The 17,884-nt window shown below is 52.8% G+C and carries 14 protein-coding genes; 6 read left to right on the top strand and 8 right to left on the bottom strand.

Annotated features, from left to right (window positions below; genetic code table 11):
- Positions 1 to 173: 173 nt before the first annotated feature.
- From ACLL9E_RS08335 to ACLL9E_RS08345, 3 genes are all read left to right on the top strand, one after another.
- On the top strand, positions 174 to 1,292 hold the full coding sequence (locus ACLL9E_RS08335) for a sensor histidine kinase (protein ID WP_411291276.1): 1,119 nt from the start codon (positions 174 to 176) through the stop codon (positions 1,290 to 1,292).
- 23 nt (positions 1,293 to 1,315) lie between these two features.
- Complete coding sequence (locus ACLL9E_RS08340; RefSeq protein WP_411291277.1) at positions 1,316 to 1,753, top strand: response regulator; 438 nt, start codon at positions 1,316 to 1,318, stop codon at positions 1,751 to 1,753.
- A 378-nt stretch (positions 1,754 to 2,131) separates the two neighbouring features.
- Entirely contained in the window at positions 2,132 to 3,163 is a 1,032-nt protein-coding gene (locus tag ACLL9E_RS08345) for a PAS domain-containing protein (RefSeq protein ID WP_411291278.1), read from the top strand.
- Between the two features lie 102 nt (positions 3,164 to 3,265).
- On the opposite strand, the gene ACLL9E_RS08350 is transcribed toward ACLL9E_RS08345, so the two are convergent.
- Genes ACLL9E_RS08350 through ACLL9E_RS08360 form a run of 3 tightly spaced genes read right to left on the bottom strand, consistent with a single transcriptional unit; the run spans position 3,266 to position 7,632 of the window.
- Positions 3,266 to 4,546: a glycoside hydrolase family 130 protein gene (locus ACLL9E_RS08350; protein ID WP_411291336.1), complete on the bottom strand. Its 1,281-nt coding sequence runs from the start codon at positions 4,544 to 4,546 to the stop codon at positions 3,266 to 3,268.
- A gap of 9 nt (positions 4,547 to 4,555) precedes the next feature.
- Positions 4,556 to 6,820, bottom strand: coding sequence for a glycosyltransferase family 4 protein (locus ACLL9E_RS08355; RefSeq protein ID WP_411291279.1), 2,265 nt, complete (start codon positions 6,818 to 6,820; stop codon positions 4,556 to 4,558).
- Positions 6,821 to 6,879: 59 nt separating this feature from the next.
- A complete protein-coding gene (locus ACLL9E_RS08360) occupies positions 6,880 to 7,632 on the bottom strand; it encodes a DUF899 family protein (protein ID WP_411291280.1) in 753 nt (250 codons plus the stop codon).
- 711 nt (positions 7,633 to 8,343) lie between these two features.
- On the opposite strand from ACLL9E_RS08360, the gene ACLL9E_RS08365 reads away from it, so the two are divergent.
- A complete protein-coding gene (locus ACLL9E_RS08365; protein ID WP_411291281.1) occupies positions 8,344 to 8,808 on the top strand; it encodes an alkaline phosphatase in 465 nt (154 codons plus the stop codon).
- Positions 8,809 to 8,864: 56 nt separating this feature from the next.
- Here the strand turns inward: ACLL9E_RS08365 and ACLL9E_RS08370 are convergent, their stop codons facing one another.
- Positions 8,865 to 9,905: a phytase gene (locus ACLL9E_RS08370; protein ID WP_411291282.1), complete on the bottom strand. Its 1,041-nt coding sequence runs from the start codon at positions 9,903 to 9,905 to the stop codon at positions 8,865 to 8,867.
- Positions 9,905 to 12,742 (bottom strand): TonB-dependent receptor, encoded by a 2,838-nt coding sequence (locus ACLL9E_RS08375; protein WP_411291283.1) that lies wholly within the window; start codon positions 12,740 to 12,742, stop codon positions 9,905 to 9,907. Before ACLL9E_RS08375 ends, ACLL9E_RS08370 begins: the two co-directional genes overlap by 1 nt.
- Before the next feature lie 236 nt (positions 12,743 to 12,978).
- On the opposite strand from ACLL9E_RS08375, the gene ACLL9E_RS08380 reads away from it, so the two are divergent.
- Complete coding sequence (locus ACLL9E_RS08380) at positions 12,979 to 13,803, top strand: hypothetical protein (RefSeq protein WP_411291284.1); 825 nt, start codon at positions 12,979 to 12,981, stop codon at positions 13,801 to 13,803.
- A gap of 58 nt (positions 13,804 to 13,861) precedes the next feature.
- Here ACLL9E_RS08380 and ACLL9E_RS08385 read toward each other — a convergent pair whose 3' ends face one another.
- Positions 13,862 to 14,902, bottom strand: a complete 1,041-nt coding sequence (locus tag ACLL9E_RS08385; RefSeq protein ID WP_411291285.1) for a rod shape-determining protein — start codon at positions 14,900 to 14,902, stop codon at positions 13,862 to 13,864.
- 305 nt (positions 14,903 to 15,207) lie between these two features.
- Here ACLL9E_RS08385 and ACLL9E_RS08390 point away from each other — a divergent pair, with 305 nt between their 5' ends.
- Positions 15,208 to 16,446: a cation:proton antiporter gene (locus ACLL9E_RS08390; RefSeq protein ID WP_411291286.1), complete on the top strand. Its 1,239-nt coding sequence runs from the start codon at positions 15,208 to 15,210 to the stop codon at positions 16,444 to 16,446.
- 25 nt (positions 16,447 to 16,471) lie between these two features.
- On the opposite strand, the gene ACLL9E_RS08395 is transcribed toward ACLL9E_RS08390, so the two are convergent.
- Positions 16,472 to 17,269 (bottom strand): DUF1206 domain-containing protein, encoded by a 798-nt coding sequence (locus ACLL9E_RS08395; protein ID WP_411291287.1) that lies wholly within the window; start codon positions 17,267 to 17,269, stop codon positions 16,472 to 16,474.
- A gap of 247 nt (positions 17,270 to 17,516) precedes the next feature.
- Positions 17,517 to 17,723, bottom strand: coding sequence for a hypothetical protein (locus ACLL9E_RS08400; protein WP_411291288.1), 207 nt, complete (start codon positions 17,721 to 17,723; stop codon positions 17,517 to 17,519).
- Positions 17,724 to 17,884 lie beyond the last annotated feature (161 nt).

Consider the following 17,884-nt stretch of genomic DNA (forward strand, 5'->3'; position numbering starts at 1 on the left):
CACAGTTCTTGTGCCCGGCATCATGCGGCATTGTCTGAGGCCGGAACTTTACCCGCAGCCACGCATTATCGAACCATGCGAACGCCCTGAAGGGTGTCGGTTTAGGCCCTTCCACAAGCGCGACCTCCCGGTATCTGGCTTTCGTTCCGCAAGCCTCCGGTTCTCGAAGGCTTATGATGTCCGCAGAAAAACATAGTCCAGAAGACGTAGCGCTGAGCCTGACATTGGCTATCGTAAGGTCGTCGCCCGCGCCGTTGCTGCTTCTGGACGGCCAACTCAATATTATCGCGGCGAGCATGTCGTTCTGCGCAGTTTTCAGCGTCGACGAGGCGCAACTGACTGGGCAACCTCTCTATGCCCTGGATGACGGCAAATGGGATATTCCCGAACTGCGATCCTTGCTGACCGCAACGATGTCTGGTGAAGGAACGCCGCCCGCGCGCGACGTCGACCTGAAACAGCCGCAACGGCCCGTTAGGCATCTGATTATTCAAGCGAGCCAGCTGACCTACCTCGATCTTGAACAGACACGTATCCTCGTCACTGTGTCGGACGTCACGCAAGCGTGGGCCGACGCGACGAAGAAAGAAGAATCAGCCCGCGCAGCCCACGTCCTGTTGCAGGAGGTTCGCCATCGGGTTGCCAACAGTCTGCAGATTATCGCCAGCGTATTGCTGCGCAATGCGCGAACGACCACATCGGAAGAGACGTGCGGCCATCTCGAAAATGCCCATCATAGGGTGATGTCCGTAGCTGCTCTCGAACGGCTGCTTTCAACCTCCGAACACGGCGACATCAATGTGCATGCCTATTTCACCAAACTGTGTGAAAACATCTCGGCCTCCATGATCAGCGACGTCGATCAAATTGCATTGATTGTCGAAGGTGGAGACGGTGTGGTCGAAGCCCGGGTGTCGGTGAGCCTCGGCTTGATCGTCACCGAGCTGGTGATAAACGCGATCAAACACGCTTTTCCGGATGGCCGGCCGGGAGTCATTTCGGTCAACTATAACTTCCACGGGCCAAATTGGGTTCTTTGCGTTCGCGACGACGGTGTCGGCATGCCGTCGAAAGCGCCGGTCCGAACCGGTCTGGGCACCAGCGTCGTCGCGGCGCTGGCCGCGCAGTTGCATGCCTCGGTGGAAATAACGCCCGAGCATCCAGGCACGCAGGTTTCCATCACGCACACCCGGATCGCCTTGGTGGAAAATGAACCCGAAACGGCGAGCGGGCCGCCAACGGGGACACGCACGGCGTCCAGCGCGATCAGAAATCAACGAGTAGAGGAATGACTATGACAACCGCAAACGATAGCATGACGATTCAAACTCTGATGATTGTCGAGGACGAGGCGCTTGTGGCGATAGTCCTGCGAGACGAGCTGCAGGAGGCAGGATATAAGGTCCTCGACCTGACAGATCGTCACAACGAGGCGCTGGTAGTCGCCAAAGCCGAAAAGCCGAATCTGGCGTTGGTTAACATCCGGCTCGCGGGCGGTGACAATGGCATCGAACTCGCAGAGCATCTAAAGGCTATGGGAATACCTGTCTTGCTCATCAGCGGCCAGGTCAGCCGGGCAAGCTCGGCAAAAACCGTGGCAATTGGCTCGATGCCCAAGCCTTATGATGCCGCAGAGATGGTGCTCGCCGTGGCCTACCTTCTCGCTCGTCTGAAAGGGGACCACTCTTTGCCAAGGCCTGAACAACTCGAAGTGTTTGACGACGAGAGTTTCGAACTCGACCCGGCGGCATAAAGTTTCATGCGGCGTGGTCGGCCAAGAACAGCTTTCAGCCATTTCAACGGTGTCGCTATCAAAATCAAATGTAAAAATAAAAGCGACCAACGGAATGTCACTTAGTAACCATGCGTGTTCTAAAAATAGCCCGTTAACGCTCGTCATAGGGACAAGCACTTATTATGTTCACATCGCTAAAATGTCGCTTAGACTTCACCCGGTGTAGTACACTTGGGAAACGCAGCACTCGCACCTCAATTCGTGACGATTACTTTGCAATCGCAAATCGCTGGGTACGACTGTCAACGGTAACAGATTATCAGGATCGTTTTGCTGCCGCAGGCGATTTTGATAGTTCAAATTCTTTGTTTCGTCGAACTTCCGACTGACAAGCTGATGACCATTTTACTCAACGGCGCGTCCTTTTGTGGTGACCAGTCGGCAGCCGCTGCGGATGAGGACCTCCCTGATCGCCGGGAGTTGGGTCTCGTTGCAGTCGAAAGATCCCGAATGCCTATGGTGGTCACCGACCCGCGTCAGCCAAACAACCCAATTATACTTGCAAACCAGGCATTCATTGATCTTACGGGTTACGCCGCCAGTGAGGTCATAGGACAAAATTGCCGTTTCCTCCAAGGCCGCGACACGCTGGCCTCAGATGTTGAAAAGTTAAGCGCGGGCCTTTCGCACGGGGAAGACCAACTTGAAATTGAGATACTCAATTACCGAAAGGACGGAACAGCCTTCATAAATGCACTTATGATCAGCGCAGTCCGAAGCGACCAGGGCGAGCTTCTGTACTATTTTGCATCGCAGGTCGATGTGACAGCCGAGCGCAGGGCACAAGAGCTTGAGGCCAGCGAGCGCCGACTGCTCATGGAAGTTGACCACCGGACAATGAACGCGCTCGCACTTATACAAAGTATAGTTGCCCTATCGCGCGCCGAAAATGTGCAGGGGTTGTCGCGCTCAATCAATCAGCGCATCGGATCATTAGCCTGCACACATAAACTTTTGGCCGAGCGAAAATGGCGATCCGTCAAGTTGTCCGAACTGGTCGAAACGCAATTAGTAGGGAAATTTGAAGCTAATCGGGTAATCGCCGAAGGTGAAGCTTTACAGTTATTGCCCAAAGTTGTTCAGCCTCTGGGGCTCGTACTGCATGAACTGCTTTCCAATGCGCAAGTCCATGGTGCGCTAACGGAAGAAAAGGGCCTTGTACGTCTTAGCTGGAGCATTGATCATGGCATACTGACTCTATGTTGGAGGGAAACGAACTCCGTACCTTTACAACTGCTTCTGAAAGAGGGCTTTGGTCTGCAAATTGTAAGAACGGTTGTAGAGCAGCAACTCGGCGGGCATTTGGTAATTGATCGCTATGATCGTGGTCTCCAAGCCAAGATTGCAATTCCGGACGCAATTGTTTGATTTCCGAATTCGCTGCAACTTAGCCAGAAACAGAGTTAGTTGATCAAGATAAAATGAGATAGCAAAGCTTGAAGCCTGGCAAAGCCTGTAATGTACACGCTACTATCTCATCGCAGCCAAAATCTCATTAATCGCGACAAATGCAAAACATACAGAGCTATCGGCGACGCCGTATGGCAGGAAGAGATCGTCTCCAACGCGAATTGCGCCGCACGTGTAGACCACATTTGGAACATAACCTTCGCGGTCTTCATCAGCAGCAGATAAAATTGGATTGGGCGTACGGCCGATTACCTTTGAAGGGTCGGATTTGTCGAGCAATGCAGCGCCGATCGCATATTTACGCATCGCGCCAACGCCATGGGTCAGAACCAGCCAACCTTCATCCAGTTCAATCGGGGCCCCGCAGTTTCCTATTTGAACGAGCTCCCAAGGGAATGACGGCTCCATCAAAAGTTCGCCCCCATCCCAGCAATCAATCGATTCAGATCGCAGCAAATATAGGTTCTTCCCGTCCTGCCGCCCGATCATGCAATATTTGCCGTCAATCTTTCGCGGGAAAAGTGCCATGCCCTTATTGCGACCCGCGCCTCCTTTTATCGGCGTTAGGGTAAATTCTCGGAAATTGTTGGTTCGAAGAAGTTCAGAGCGAATGTCATGCCCGCTATAAGCAGTATAAGTGCCAACCCACTCGCTCTCTCCGCCGTCATGCTGAAATTCTACCAGCCGTAAATCTTCAAGCCCGTTTCGTTGCGCTTCCGTCACTGGAAAAATTACGGTTCCGGATATGTTGCTATCCCGATGGCAATAGAGTGAGGACACGTCATCCGGCGTGCCAGCTTCATGCTTTCCTAACATTGCCGCCGTGGCAAAGGGTGGTTGCGGCATCAAAACCAGTTGCCTGTCAGCCGAGATAATCCCTTCGCGAAACGCGATTGTTGAAATATGGCCCTCCCCCACAGCGCGAAGCGACAGAAGAATCCTGACGCTGCCGGGTTGCAACCCCGTCTGATTGGGATGCGCTACGACGCTGGGATTCATTAAGGCGGCCGCGGCAAAACTATACTCATGACAAAAATATGCGCCGATCAGTTGCCGCATTTCTTTTTTGAACGGCCCTGACAACCCCAATCGCGGCTCAATTTCGTTGAACCGTTCCTCAAATACCTTTTCAATCTGCCAATGCCGATCAGCAAAATCGCGCAACACTACGCTGAGTTCAGCCCGAACTGTTCGCGCGTCCAAAGCAAAAATTTTACGTGCGAGTTTTTGGACCCGCTCGAGGTCAGGCCCTGAAGCTTGCCAAGCCAAATGAAATGGGCGCACGACGACACGTGCCGGGTCGGCATGCAGCCGCAATTCATGTTGAACGAGTTCGACGATGACGTTTCCCTATCTAACTTTTGCAATAAACTCTTTTATTGCGATTGTCGCATGTTGATAGGCCAGAACCGATTCAGCGCCCTCATTAAGATTGATGCCGCGAGGATTTAATCCGTCGTGGCTTGTGCCCGATACAGGGTCGGCAACCGCGATGCCGCGGTCGTTGGCGCCTGAAAACCAATCATAGGCTTGAGTTGCTTGTGTGAGCCAGCCTGGGTCACCAGACAAGTCATAAGCGGCAGAAGCAGCATCAATGGATGCCCAAATTTCCACAGGCTGTTGATCAAACGGATTTGGCTTCTCATATGCCCTTCCGAAGCTGCTTGATCCTACCGGACGGAAATGGCCGTCGGAAACTGTTTGCATATCGCTAATCCAACGCAATGTTTCGATACCGCACTTGTGGACTTCACAGCGACCCAAACGCATACCAGCCCGGATCATCGCCTCCGAAAGTCGGCAATTATCATAGGCCAATACGTCCTCAAACCACGTCCAATTTTCCCTGCTGGACTTATTGAAAAGTTCAAGCAACCGATCCGCGCCAGCAGTTAATATCGACATTGCTATTTTATGCCGGCCGTCAACTTCCAGCACTTGATCTGCGCCAAGTATTGCAAAAGCAATTGCGCGCGGGGATCCAAATGTTTCCGCAGATGATACCGTGCGGTCGAACAGACCCTGTGCCCAATGCCTCAGCCCAGCCGAAGGTGCCCAGCGGACAGTGGAACCCAGCGCCCAAAGTGTCCTTCCGCAGCTGTCCTCGGACCCGACCTCTTCGAGCCAGTTTCGTCCAAAGCCCATGAAATTCCTAAATTCATGACGGTCTTCGTTCCAGGAGCTTTGAACAAACGCAGCAAAGGTTGTGCCCAACCGACGTACCGTTGCAGAATTGCCGTTCAATCTGTTGGTAAGCATCAATGCCCGGGCATTATCATCGACGCAGTATCCATGCGCTCTGTCAGGAACGTTGCTGATGCTGTGTTGCAATATTCCAGTATCATCACAAATTCTTAGCAAGCCATCGATCCCGATCGAAGCAGGTACCGGAGCTGCTTTTATAGACACCCGCACTGCGTTCATAACATCAACACAACGGGCAGCAAAAGCTGGCCATATCATATCCCGGTTTCGATTATACGCGCGGTTCTGCAAAGCCGAGAGTCTGTCTTTGTCACTCAACAGGTCAATTACCTCGGTTGAGATTGCGCCGCTATCATTGAACGGCACGATAATTCCGTGATCATCCGAAAGAAGCTCAACGGCGTGGACATAGGGCGTCGACACCACCGCTTTACCTAGCGCTAAAGCGTACGATAAAGTGCCTGAGGTCGATTGGTCCACTCCGGTGTAAGGGGTAACATAGATATCGGTTGCCTCGATCAAATCGAGCAGCAATTCTGTTTCAAGAAACGTGTCGAGCCAATATATGTGTTGATCAACGCCTAGCGTAGACGCGAGCGTTTTGAGCTTTTCCCGATAGCTTTCACCTTCGGCCGCCACTAAATTGGGGTGCGTGGCCCCAGCAATGCAGTAAAGCAGACGGGGCTGCTCCGCAATTATGGCTGGCATTGCCGCAATGACTGCTTCAATCCCCTTACCTGGGGAAAGAAGTCCAAACGTCAGCATGACGTCCCTGCCTTCAAATCCAAATTTGGACTTGAATTGCGTTGATCGCCCAAACGGCCGATCGGGAACTCCGTGGGGGATAAGGACGATCTGGTCGCTATCTGCGCCGTAAACGCTGCCAAGCAAATCTCGCGAACGTTCCGACATGATCACCAACTTGCTCGCGTGCGCAATTAGCCTGCGCATCACGCGCATCTGGTCAGGGTTCGGTTTTGCCAAAACGGTATGTAATGTAATGACTAAAGGGGCGGCGATCCGGTCAGTGAGTTCAAGCACCATATCCCCTGCTGGCCCGCCAAATAGCCCAAATTCATGTTGGAGCCACACAACATCTGCACCGCTCGCATCAATTTCCTGGGCGGCATCAATATAGCTCTGCGGGTCGCCCTCAGTTATAGTTGAGCTAACGGAATCATCGAACGCAATAGCCGACGGTGCAGACGTCATCGCGTAGACATGGATTTGCAGATCGGGTTGCGCAGCTTTTAAAGATGCATGCACATCGGCAGTGAACGTTGCAATGCCGCACCTGCGAGGGGTAAACCCGCCAATCAGGGCGACGATGTTCGACTTTACTTTCGTTGTCGATCCGCCAAATGGCCGGATTTCATCTTTAAAAGTACTGCGTTCGATAAATTCAAGCACACGAAATCCTTATAAGTTTTGGGAAAAGCCGAACGACGGATAATTATTAGACAAATGCATTAGGCTTGATCTCTATATTCCAGTTTCGGATACCAGTCGGTTCCGCGTCCATCTGGCGTCAGATCAAGAATGTTCCAGAGCGGGGTTGGAGCAGGTGCGCCATGGGCATCTTCACCAGGGTCGGCTGTTTCACCCGATTCCCCTGCCCAAAAATGATAGACCGTGCTGCTCTCCCTTTTCCAAACATCGAGTGCGGGCCATTCGCTTCCGTCGGGAGCGAGTCCGCGATAATCGTTAGGGAAATCATCGCCGACACATTGATAGAATTTAAGATTGCGCCATCCGCGTTCACGGGCGAAAGCCAGTTGCCTTGCAACGGGTGAACGACCGATCACCGCCAGCGCGACGCGCTGTTCTATATCAACGGCGGGAATATCAAGCGAGCCCAGAAGCGATGTGCACATGGGACACGGGCGCTCACGGTCCGGCCCGTACATCCAGAAATATGTCACGAGTGTGTTATGGTCGGCAAACATATCAGTGAGCCCAACCGTTTTGCCCTGCTCGTCGAGGAATTCATAGCCAGCTGCTTCGCCACCCATCGGCAAGGCGCGGCGCTGTTTTGCGACGCGTTCGATTTGACGGCGTAGGTTGATCTCCTCGACAAGCAACGCTTTACGAGCTGCACGATATTCCTCGCTGTCATTGGGATAAAGCTCCGCCGACTTTTCGGCGAGGTCGGCTGCGGGTTTTAAGCCAATGTCATTTCCCTGCTCGATCTTCACCCTTAGCGCTTCTTTGATTTCTGGCATGATTTGTCCCTCCAATAGGGGAAACGACAGGCCTGACGGCGCGGTTTCGACATAAATGCTGCGAATTCAACACCGAGGTCAAAAAGTTGCCGAGCATATCGCTCCATCAAATAACAGCGATTAGAGGCCTTTGTTCCTACCCATAGAGCAGCTCAAGGGCACCAAACCTTCAAACTGGCGTTAGGCAAACCGGAGGGGCTATTCGAATTAACGAACGGCTGATGAAGTAAATACCATCAAAGAATGGCTCTCCATCGGCAACAATATGCCGGAATTAACAACGGTAGAAAACTGACGTTGGATGCACAGTGTGCCCAATACGTAGTCAGAAAAATAGCAACTTATTGTACTATTGAACCAATAAAACCTTTTGCGGTAGTTCATTCCGGCTTGGACAGATGTGATTTGCAAGTTCAGTAACTTTTTAAGTAATATCACACGTCTAAAATTACATCAGAATTTGCCTTTCGAGTATACCGCCGTTTTCTTGGTGCTGGGTCTCACGACAATAAATGTCTGTGCGCGGGTTCAAATTACTGCGGTACAGAGCATGTCGGCACGTGAAGCCGTGAGCGAACCAAAAGCCAAAATATCATTATTTTTCTTGCCGATGCTGCGGGCGGTTCTGCCTTTAACGGCGCAACCATCATACCCGCCTCTACGAACCGCCCTGTGGTCGTTGCCGATAAAATTGATACGCGGGCCGCCACGTTGCAGGCGCTCGATATTCTCGAAAAATCACCGCGGGGTTATTTTTTGGTCGTGGAATGGGATGCCCATATTGATGACCCAATAGAGGGTTTGCAGAACTTAATCAGTTTCGACAAGTTCATCGCAGAAGTGCAAGCGCGGGTTGATCTAAAAGACATCCTTTTGCTTTTTACCGCCGATCATTCCTTTGGCTTCCAAATCGACGGTGGTACGCGCGGAAAAGACATTATGGAAGGCTATGACATCTGGAAAACAGCCAAAAATAATGCTCCAGCGGATGCCGAAGAAACAACGGTTCGCCTAAAGAATGTGCTCGTAAATGAAAGTCACACGGCAGAAGAAGTTCCCGCCTCGGCTATTGGTGCCGGGGCTGAACGCGTGCGGGGCTATTTTCCGAACACGCATTTGTTCCATGTGATGATGAGCGCGCTAGGATGGCGACCGGACCAAATATTGACCGAATAATTTGCGGGGCCGCCATGCGCATAGAATCGAACAAGCAGAACGTTGGCGGAATAGCGTTACGGGGCCTCGAGATTTAAAGCTTCCACAACATCGGCCCAACTTAATAGTTTAAAGTTCTGCGTTTCGGGTAGGTTGTCACCATCCTGCACAACCAAGAGCCCGCGCGGAAACTCTGGTCCGAAATCGCCAAGCATGAGTTCAATGCCGTCGGTTTCCTGCACGCCGTCGACGGACCCGTCAGCGACGCGAAAGCGCCCAACATAGGTCGCATCAGGCAGCTGATACACAGCATAAGCATTGTCACCCTGGCTCGACACGATGACATAGCCCCCGTCAGTTCCGGATGGAGCCAAGGCGACGCCCTCGGCATCCATGACGATTTCCTTGCCATCGGCCTTCGCCAATGCGGCCGCGGTCACCGGCCCATCGGGCGCCGCGTCAAATTTCCACAGGCCGACATCTTCTTCGGCCACATATAAAATGCCGGTGCGATCATCAACAACGCAGCCTTCCGACTGGGTGCCCAGCTTCATACTGCGCACGACTTTTGACGTCGGAACTGAGCCGTTGGTATTGATTTCAAGTTGGTCGATCCGGCCATCTTTGAGCACAACAAAACCAAATAGTTTTTTATCTCCGGCGCGCTGCCAAAGGCACATGCCATATGCCTCGCCCTGCCCCACAGACAGCGTGACCAAGGGCACCAATTTTTTCGCGACGGTATCAAGCCGGAACAATGCCATCTGTGCTTTGGCCAGATCCTGCCTGTCACTAGCTGCTATCAAGACGCCTATGCTGCCGCCCACGTCGCGCAAATCGACATTGTTGAGGCGCGGTGACGGCGTAAATCCAACTTGCCGCCCCTGCAGATCATAAACATGAATTCCGCCACGCTTGTCGGTGGCTATAATCAGACTTTGCCCTGGATTGGCCGCCTTGCGCCAGATCGCAGGGTCATCTGCCGCGTCATCCAAGCTGGCTACCGGCTGTGTTTCCACTTTTGCCGTAACGGAGGCAGTCGGCAGCGGGCTCCACGCCGGCTGCGGAGTAGCGCAACCGGCGAGAAGAAATGGCAAAGTCCAGATGATCGTTCGCATCAGAATGTGAACCTGATCCCGCCGTTATAGCGGCGACCAAAACGTTCATACTCGATTGTATATTGCCCGTTGCGAACCGCAGGTACGCCATTTGCACGCAAGATATTCGAAGGGTCGGAATAACGACGCCCGGGATTGTTCAACAAATTCGACGCGTCGAAGTAAACTTCAAAGCCGTCAAAAATCTCATAGCGCGCCGAGAAATCAAGCTCGTCGTCCTCGGCCCAATATGTATCTCCGGCATCGCTATTGGTATCTGCAAAACCATCCGCCCATGTGGTCCGGTTTTGATATTGCAGACGAAGCGACAGACCGTATTTTTCGTAATAGGCCCCAACATTATACGACACTTGTGATGTGCCCGGCAGCACCACTTCACGCTCGGGGGTCGCGACGGTAATGACCTGCGCGGCACCGGACCCAGTCACGCTGAGAACCTCTGGCTTGGTTACTTTGCTGTCATTGTATGTTGCGTTGGCGGTAATCCCGAAACCACCCATCCAATCGGGAAGGCCAAGATCGGATGTATATGGCTCCAGCTGAAACTGAACCGCTGCCTCAAATCCGAAAATCCGGCCTTTGCCGCCATTGGTAATACCGCTGAAAGCATAGCCTGAACGGTCGATTCCGTTGGTGTCTAGCGCATTTGAGCCAAATGTACGGCGCGCTGTGTACAGTACGTCCTCCACCTTTTTGTAGAATGCACCGACCATGAAATAACCCTGCGGCTGTACATAATATTCATAATAAGCGTCAACGCCGTAAGCGCGCTCGGGCTTCACTGCCGGGTTGCCGCCCGATATCCGTTGGTCGGAATCGTTGACAACGACATTTGGACGCAGCTGGTCATAATCCGCGCGTGCAGCGCCGCTCGTAAAGCCAATCCGCAGTTTTTGATCATCCTCCACGTCGAAGTTCATGTGCAGGCTTGGAAACGCAAGCGTCGTGCTGCTCTCGGCTTCAATTTGGCCATTAACGCCAGGAATTGTCGCCAGTGCGCGCCCCCGGTTGGTAACTTTTTCGACGCGAACACCGCCAACGAAGCTGCCCCAGTCATATTTGCTGTTCGCCATGATGTAGCCGGCAAGAATGCGCTCGCGGACATTATACTGGTTTGCACTCACCGGCGCGAAACCCTGAATGGTTTTTGCCCGCTCCAGATAGTCCCGCATTGCATCAAGGCTGAAATAGCGGAAGGTATAGCCCATCGGTATTTCACCTTTGAACGGGATATCAAGCGAGAACGGCAAGTAGGTCGTGCCAAGTCCAGCAGCCGCAAACTGCGCCGCTGTGTTCAGCACAAGGTTGCGCTCGCGGTTAATCTTGGTCCGCTGATCATACTGAATGCCAGCGCGAATGACGGTATCGCCTCCGAACAAGTTAGTGTTATGCGACAGCTCACCTTTAAAAGTGTAAGCCGTTGTAGGATCGACCGCATCAAGCGATGTGAACGAGCTCAGTGGCTTGGTGAAGCTGTCGATTGCCGTTACTGGCGTGCCTGCCTGAAAACGCGTTGGCCCCGACAGCTGGTTTGTTGTGAACAACTGGACGCGCGCTAATTCCGGATTTGTGAAATCATACGCAACGGTCGGACGCAAGGTCCGCGTAGACGGGCTTTCCCAGCGCGCCTCACCAACGACCGAACGGTCATCAACCGATTTCGTATAATTGGCGGCCCATTTGAAGCCCCAGTTGTCGCCAAGTTGATGCTTGCCCTCAAGCGTGTTGGTAAAAACTGACTGACGGAATGCGCGCAGCGTCGAGCGTTGGTTGATGTCGATTCCGTAAACAGTGCCGGCAAACGGGCTGTTTATGCAAGCGTCGGCGTAAGCAGTCGTCGTTGGCGTGCTGGTGCCGCCAGTGCACGCCGCTGTATTGGCGACAAGATCACCCTGACGGTCGTCGAAGTCGAATATGTAATTGTCGCGCGCCTCATCATCGGTAAAGATCGTGTAGAGCGAGCGGACCGAAATTGTGTTGTCGGCATCGGGGCGGAAATCAACACGGCCCGATATCGAGTAGTTTTTACGGGTTAAACGATACAGCTTGTTCTCGGTTTCACGCGCCCAGAACCGCGTTGCAAATCCGGGACGACGGTCAGCCGAAACCTGCTCCCAATCAATCTCGTAATTGTCAGTGATCATGTTGCGCTCGTAATAGCTGCCCGAGAGCAAAACGCCGATTTCACCGATATTTGTGTCGAACTTGTTGGAAAGCGTCAGTGAACCTTCATATTCGCCGCGTTTGCCAAGTTCGGTCTGACCGGCACCCAATTTGCCAGCGATGCGCAGGCCGTCATAATCAAGCCCCGATCGCGTGATGATGTTGACGTTACCCGAAATTGTTTCACCGGGCATGTCAGGCGTGACGGCCTTGGACACGATAATTTGCGCTGCCAGTGCCGAAGGAATGCTGTCAAAACGCGCATCACGACCTTCTGGGCTCACGACGTTAATGCCGTCGAACGATAAGGTCGTCCAGTTATTGGGTGCACCGCGCAAAGATATATAGCGCGCCTGACCCTGGTCACGTTCGACCGCAACACCGGGGAGTCTTCCCGCCGCTTGAGCAATGTTCTGGTCGGGCAAGCGTCCAACAGAATCCGCGGCGACAACTGTTACCAACGAGTCCGAATTTTTTTGAATAAGCAAGGCTGCGGCTTCCGATTCGGCGATTGGGCGCGAACCTGTGACAACGATTGCATCTTCGTCCGAACTTACTTCGTCGGCCGGAATAGCCTGAGCCGACGCTAAAGTCGGCATAAATGCGAGCGCGGCTGCGCTGCTCAACATTGATGCGTTGAAAAATGCGCGCGAAAATCTCGAACGTGATGTCATGTGATTTGCCCCTGAAAGTCTTCTGAACCGTCATGGGCGTTAGCTATCTATTGTGACTTCGCCGCTTAGGCACAATTACAAAATTGGGTCTCAAATGTTACAGTTTAGTGGTGCCGGTATGGAGAAGCCCAAATCCGCACAGGACTCCATCGGCGCCAACCGACACCGATTGAAGTAAAAAGCAATTAATGTCATACTAACCATATCGCAGCGCGTAATTTCGGGGGAAATTGTCGATGCCGTACAAATATGGTCATTATTATGTTGGCTTCGTGCTGGCAGTAATTTTAGCTGGCTTTTGGGCGAGCTATTTTCGCATCATTGGCGGCGTTCCATTTGCTTTTCATGTGCATGCTTTCTCATCGACCAGTTGGCTCTTGCTCCTGATCCTTCAGAGCGTCGCCATTCATCAGCGTCAGAATGCGTTTCACAAGCTCGCTGGACTGGCAAGCCTTGGCCTTTTTCCAATTTTAATTGCTGGTTTTGTGCTGATCATAAATGTGTCTGCGGCGCGTTTTGCTGGTCAAGAGAGCCCGTTTATCATGGTGCTTGGGCCATCCTTTGGCATCGGCATGATCATTGCCATCGCGGGGTATTTGACACTTTTTTATTCTGCGTTGCGGCACCGAAATAATATACGGTTACATGCGGGCTATATGCTCGCGACACCGTTGATATTGTTTGAGTCTCCTTTCAGCCGGCTTATGGAACAAGCATTTCCATGGATGAATTTTATTGGCAGCGAGGGACCGATCGCGGTCTTGGACACTATTGTGATCAGTGACGGTATCGCGATCCTCTTTGCCATGACGCTGTATTTCAGAGACCGGAAAAATGGTGCGCCATGGCTGGTCGCGTCAGCATTTGTGGCAATCCAGGCGGTCGCGATGTGGTTTGCGCCGTCGATGCCTGTATTGAGCAGCCTGTTTGAGATGTATGCGATGTTGCCTGCCGGGTTAACACTTGCACTTGGAATATCGGCGGGCATCGCGGCGGGCTATTTTGGATGGCAGCACGGGCGTGGCAAAATGAGGTCACCGGCCCGCCCGAGCTCCATTTAAAGTCGTCCCAAAAAGGCAATTCTGAAAATTAGTGGAGGCATAAAGGGCCGTAAGCCCGTCAACCTTCAATCAGGACACCCTGATATGCGACGTCCTCAAATGCCTGCCCGGCACCCATCGCAACGCATATCAGGGCATTTTCTGCGATTTTTACGTTGAGACCGGTGGCAAGCGCAATGGCCTCGTCCATCCGGCCAAGCAATGCGCCGCCGCCAGTAAGTGTGATCCCTTCATCGATGATATCGGCTGAAAGCTCCGGGGGTGTTTGCTCAAGTGCGGTCATCGTTGCCCCGACAATCTGCGCAACCGGGTCAGCCAAAGCATCGGCCATTTCGGCTTCGGAAATTGTAATCTCGGACGGCCTGCCATTGACCAAGTCTCGTCCTTTGACGCTGATGGTCTTTCCGCTGCCTTCCGGCGCAATGGCACTGCCAACCGCAATTTTTACGCGCTCCGCGGTCATTTCGCCAATCATCAGATTATGTTTGCGCCGGATGTAGGATGTGATCGCATCATCCATCTTGTCCCCGCCAATGCGTACAGAGTTGCTATAGGCAACACCGCTCAACGAAAGGACGGCGACCTCCGTTGTGCCTCCGCCAATGTCCACTACCATTGCGCCGATTGGTTTGGTGACCGGCAATCCTGCACCGATAGCGGCCGCCAGTGGCTCTTCGATCAATTGGACCCGCGCAGCCCCCGCATTCGATGCAGCATCCCTGATCGCGCGCCGCTCTACCATAGTGGAACTTGAAGGTACGCAGATTACGACGTTATAGCGCCGCGGTAACCGGCTTGGTCCGCCCAACGCCTTGTTGATAAAATGCTTAATCATTTGTTCGGCAACTTCAATATCCGCGATCACACCATCACGCAGCGGCCGGATCGCTTGGATATTATCCGGTGTCTTTCCCATCATCAGCTTGGCTTCATTGCCCACCACTTTCACCCGCTTTATCCCGTCGCGGGTTTCGAGTGCCACAACAGAAGGCTCGTTCAGTACGATGCCCTTGTCGCGCACATAAACAACGGTATTTACGGTCCCAAGGTCAATCGCCATGTCGTGGGCAACAGAAGAAAACATACGCAAAATATTCATAGCGGGTTGAGATCGCCTTTAATCAGTCGAGGAAAAGTCGGGCTTTCACCAAATACGAAGCCGTGTGTCGGCGAAGCGCGAAGCACTTTGTTAGGATAAAGAAAGGCCCTGTTGTCGGTAGGTACGTGACCGCAACATGAACAACGCGGCAAATACAACATAAAATGGGACAATTGGCAGAAGACGAAAAATAGCCTTGTGCCGTAAGACTGGAACAGCGACCAAGTTCTGTTGTTCACCCTGCCACATGCCCTCTTGTTTCTCCACATGTTGCCAAGCAACAGATATCATCCTTGTAATAAGCGATGTTTGAATTTTCATCCTATCATATCGTGCTTTCGGTCGTGGGTTGCGCCATATTGCTGGCTCATTGGCTTCCACGTTGGATTTCAGGGCGCGAACCCGCCGCATCGGCGTTACTAATTGGTGCGGGCTATTTGTCGTTTACCTTCATTCCCGGGGCTCCAAGTCCTATCAACCCTGTCGACTTCCCGAAGATATGGGAGATGACCAGCGAGATATGCGTTGTCATCGGGCTATTTGGCGTCGGCATCCGTATCGACCGGGTGCGCATGTGGAAAAACTGGCAAGCTACCGTCCGTTTGCTTGCAATAGCTATGCCGCTGACGATCCTTGCGCTGGCCCTCGTTGGAATGGCTGCTGCCGGCATGACTTTGGCAACCGGGTTGCTTTTGGGGGCAGTGCTCGCCCCTACTGACCCAGTTCTGGCATCCGATGTCCAGGTCGGCCCGCCATTAGAGGGCGGAGAGCACCCGGTACGGTTCGCGTTAACAACCGAAGCCGGGCTCAACGACGGTTTGGCATTTCCGTTCTTGTATCTTGCGATGTCTTTAGTCGCTGCAGGGGACTGGTCAGCCGGACTTTTGGGTGAATGGCTGGCCATCGACGTTGGCTACCGGATCGTAGTTGGCGTTGGCTGTGGTGTCGTGCTTGGATGGCTGCTGGCCAAGCTTTTGTTCGATTATCCACGCGAAAATGCGTTGTCAAAGACGGAGTCGGGACTGGTAGCCTTCGCCGGCGTTTTAATCATCTACGGCGCTACTGAGCTGGCTGAAGGCTATGGTTTTATCGCGGTCTTCATTGCGGGGCTAACTTTGCGCAGGTCCGAAACAAACCACGACTATCACACCAAATTGCATGATTTTGTAGAGGCACTGGAACGGGCTCTCACCGCGCTTCTGCTTGTTGCGCTTGGCGCTGCAATACCTGCGCTCATTTCTTATGTTACATGGCAAGTATGTGCGATTGCGGCGGCGTTGCTATTTGTAATCAGGCCTGTGGCAGCATGGCTTGCATTATCAGGTACGACATTAAAGTCACGCGAACGCCATGTTGTCGCCTTTTACGGTATTCGCGGAATTGGCTCGGTTTATTATCTTGCTTATGCTGCCACGCACATCGACTTGCCCGATGCACCACAGCTTTGGGCAATTGTGGCGCTCACGATCGTGGCGTCGACGATCATGCATGGCTTTACCGCTGGCTTGGCCATTGACCGCGCAACAAATGACCCGCGTGCTTAACCCACGCGGACCCAATTATTGGCTGTCAGCCGAGCTTGGACTTTATGCGCGAGCTCAAATGTTCAACGGGAACTTGGTGAATGACACGGTAACGGGCCTCGATCAGGCTGAAAAAACCAAACGCTAACAATCCAGCAGCGACCACCATATCCCATGGGCTTGTCAACCAACTCAATGCCTCGGCCATTCCGCCCGCCTCGCTTGCTTGTTCGGACAGGCCAGCTGATATGAAAAAGAAACCCGTAATCATGAATACTACCCCGCGGGCAGCATAGCCAAGACGGCCGCTCCATTTTGCCCATGGCTGGTTTGCGATTTTGGGTTCAAGATGTTCGAGATAACTTGCCTTAACAGCTTTAACCAACTGAAAAGCTCCCACCGCCAGAAGGACCAAGCCAACGACGGCTAACATCGTCGCCCCGCCGGGAATGGCGAGCACCGACTGGGCATGCTCTTGCGGACTGGAACTGCCTTCGGCGCCTGAGCCCCTGGACAATTTGATCGCTTGCCACGCCAACAGTAAATGGATCACTCCGCTCGCCCCAGCGCCCAATCGCTTTCCAAGCCCGCTATGATCGTCGTCATGGCCCTCAATGTTCAAAATGGCGTCAGTTAGCCGCCAAAGTCCGTAGCCGATTAAGCCAGCCGCCATCAAAAGGAGCACGATGCGTCCACCGCCTTGGCCGAGATATTGCAACGCACCTGCTGGATCTTCTGCGCGGCCAGTTGTGATAACGAAGATTGCGATTACGATATAAAGCAGCCCCCTTGTTGCAAAACCCGCTCTGGTGAGCGTTACGAGGCGTGCTGAAGCGTCCACCATTATTCCTCCGTCGTTGTCGAAAAATGCTTTAAAGTAGACAAATCAGCGCTGAGCGCGGTTTTGTCCAACTACACAAGGCCCGGTAGGCTCGTGCATTGGTTCAACGAGAGAATTGGCATTACGTTCCTCAAATAGTACCTAATCTGCTCCAGCCGGGTCATGATGGGGACCGCCCAGTGGCCCATTTTGTTAAAATCTAGGGCACGATGCCGCGATGTTTAGATGCGTAATCTTTAAAATACAAAAATCAGTCAAATGCATCTATTTGCATGATAATATTAAATCTATGTTTGGAAAATTTCCAAACACTGGTTTTGGTTTTACCAGCGCTATTTTCAATCTGATGCCAGTTCCCGGTCACGCGACCGGAGAGGCTGTAAGCGTCTTCATCAATGGCACCAATAGTTTGAACCGCCGCCTGTCGATAAGATGGGCGGCGGCTTTTCTTTGTCAAAATTCTGCCGTTGCAATTCGTCACCACGTTCGCGATTTTCCGAATTGATCTGCTGTGCCCGCAACATTTCAAGAATACTGACGCATTATTACGCGCTCAACTCACCGCAACATCGTCTCCACATAGCCGCATTCTGCAGATGCGTTCATCCACGAGAAAGG

This window comes from Sphingorhabdus sp., from assembly GCF_046596595.1.
GTDB lineage: Bacteria > Pseudomonadota > Alphaproteobacteria > Sphingomonadales > Sphingomonadaceae > Sphingorhabdus_B.

Coding starts and splice junctions, on each gene's coding strand:
- ACLL9E_RS08335 (WP_411291276.1), top strand. CDS start 174: ATGATGTCCGCAGAAAAACATAGTCCAGAAGACGTAGCGCTGAGCCTG.
- ACLL9E_RS08340 (WP_411291277.1), top strand. CDS start 1,316: ATGACGATTCAAACTCTGATGATTGTCGAGGACGAGGCGCTTGTGGCG.
- ACLL9E_RS08345 (WP_411291278.1), top strand. CDS start 2,132: ATGACCATTTTACTCAACGGCGCGTCCTTTTGTGGTGACCAGTCGGCA.
- ACLL9E_RS08360 (WP_411291280.1), bottom strand. CDS start 7,632: ATGCCAGAAATCAAAGAAGCGCTAAGGGTGAAGATCGAGCAGGGAAAT.
- ACLL9E_RS08370 (WP_411291282.1), bottom strand. CDS start 9,905: ATGCGAACGATCATCTGGACTTTGCCATTTCTTCTCGCCGGTTGCGCT.
- ACLL9E_RS08375 (WP_411291283.1), bottom strand. CDS start 12,742: ATGACATCACGTTCGAGATTTTCGCGCGCATTTTTCAACGCATCAATG.
- ACLL9E_RS08380 (WP_411291284.1), top strand. CDS start 12,979: ATGCCGTACAAATATGGTCATTATTATGTTGGCTTCGTGCTGGCAGTA.
- ACLL9E_RS08385 (WP_411291285.1), bottom strand. CDS start 14,902: ATGAATATTTTGCGTATGTTTTCTTCTGTTGCCCACGACATGGCGATT.
- ACLL9E_RS08390 (WP_411291286.1), top strand. CDS start 15,208: ATGTTTGAATTTTCATCCTATCATATCGTGCTTTCGGTCGTGGGTTGC.
- ACLL9E_RS08395 (WP_411291287.1), bottom strand. CDS start 17,269: ATGGTGGACGCTTCAGCACGCCTCGTAACGCTCACCAGAGCGGGTTTT.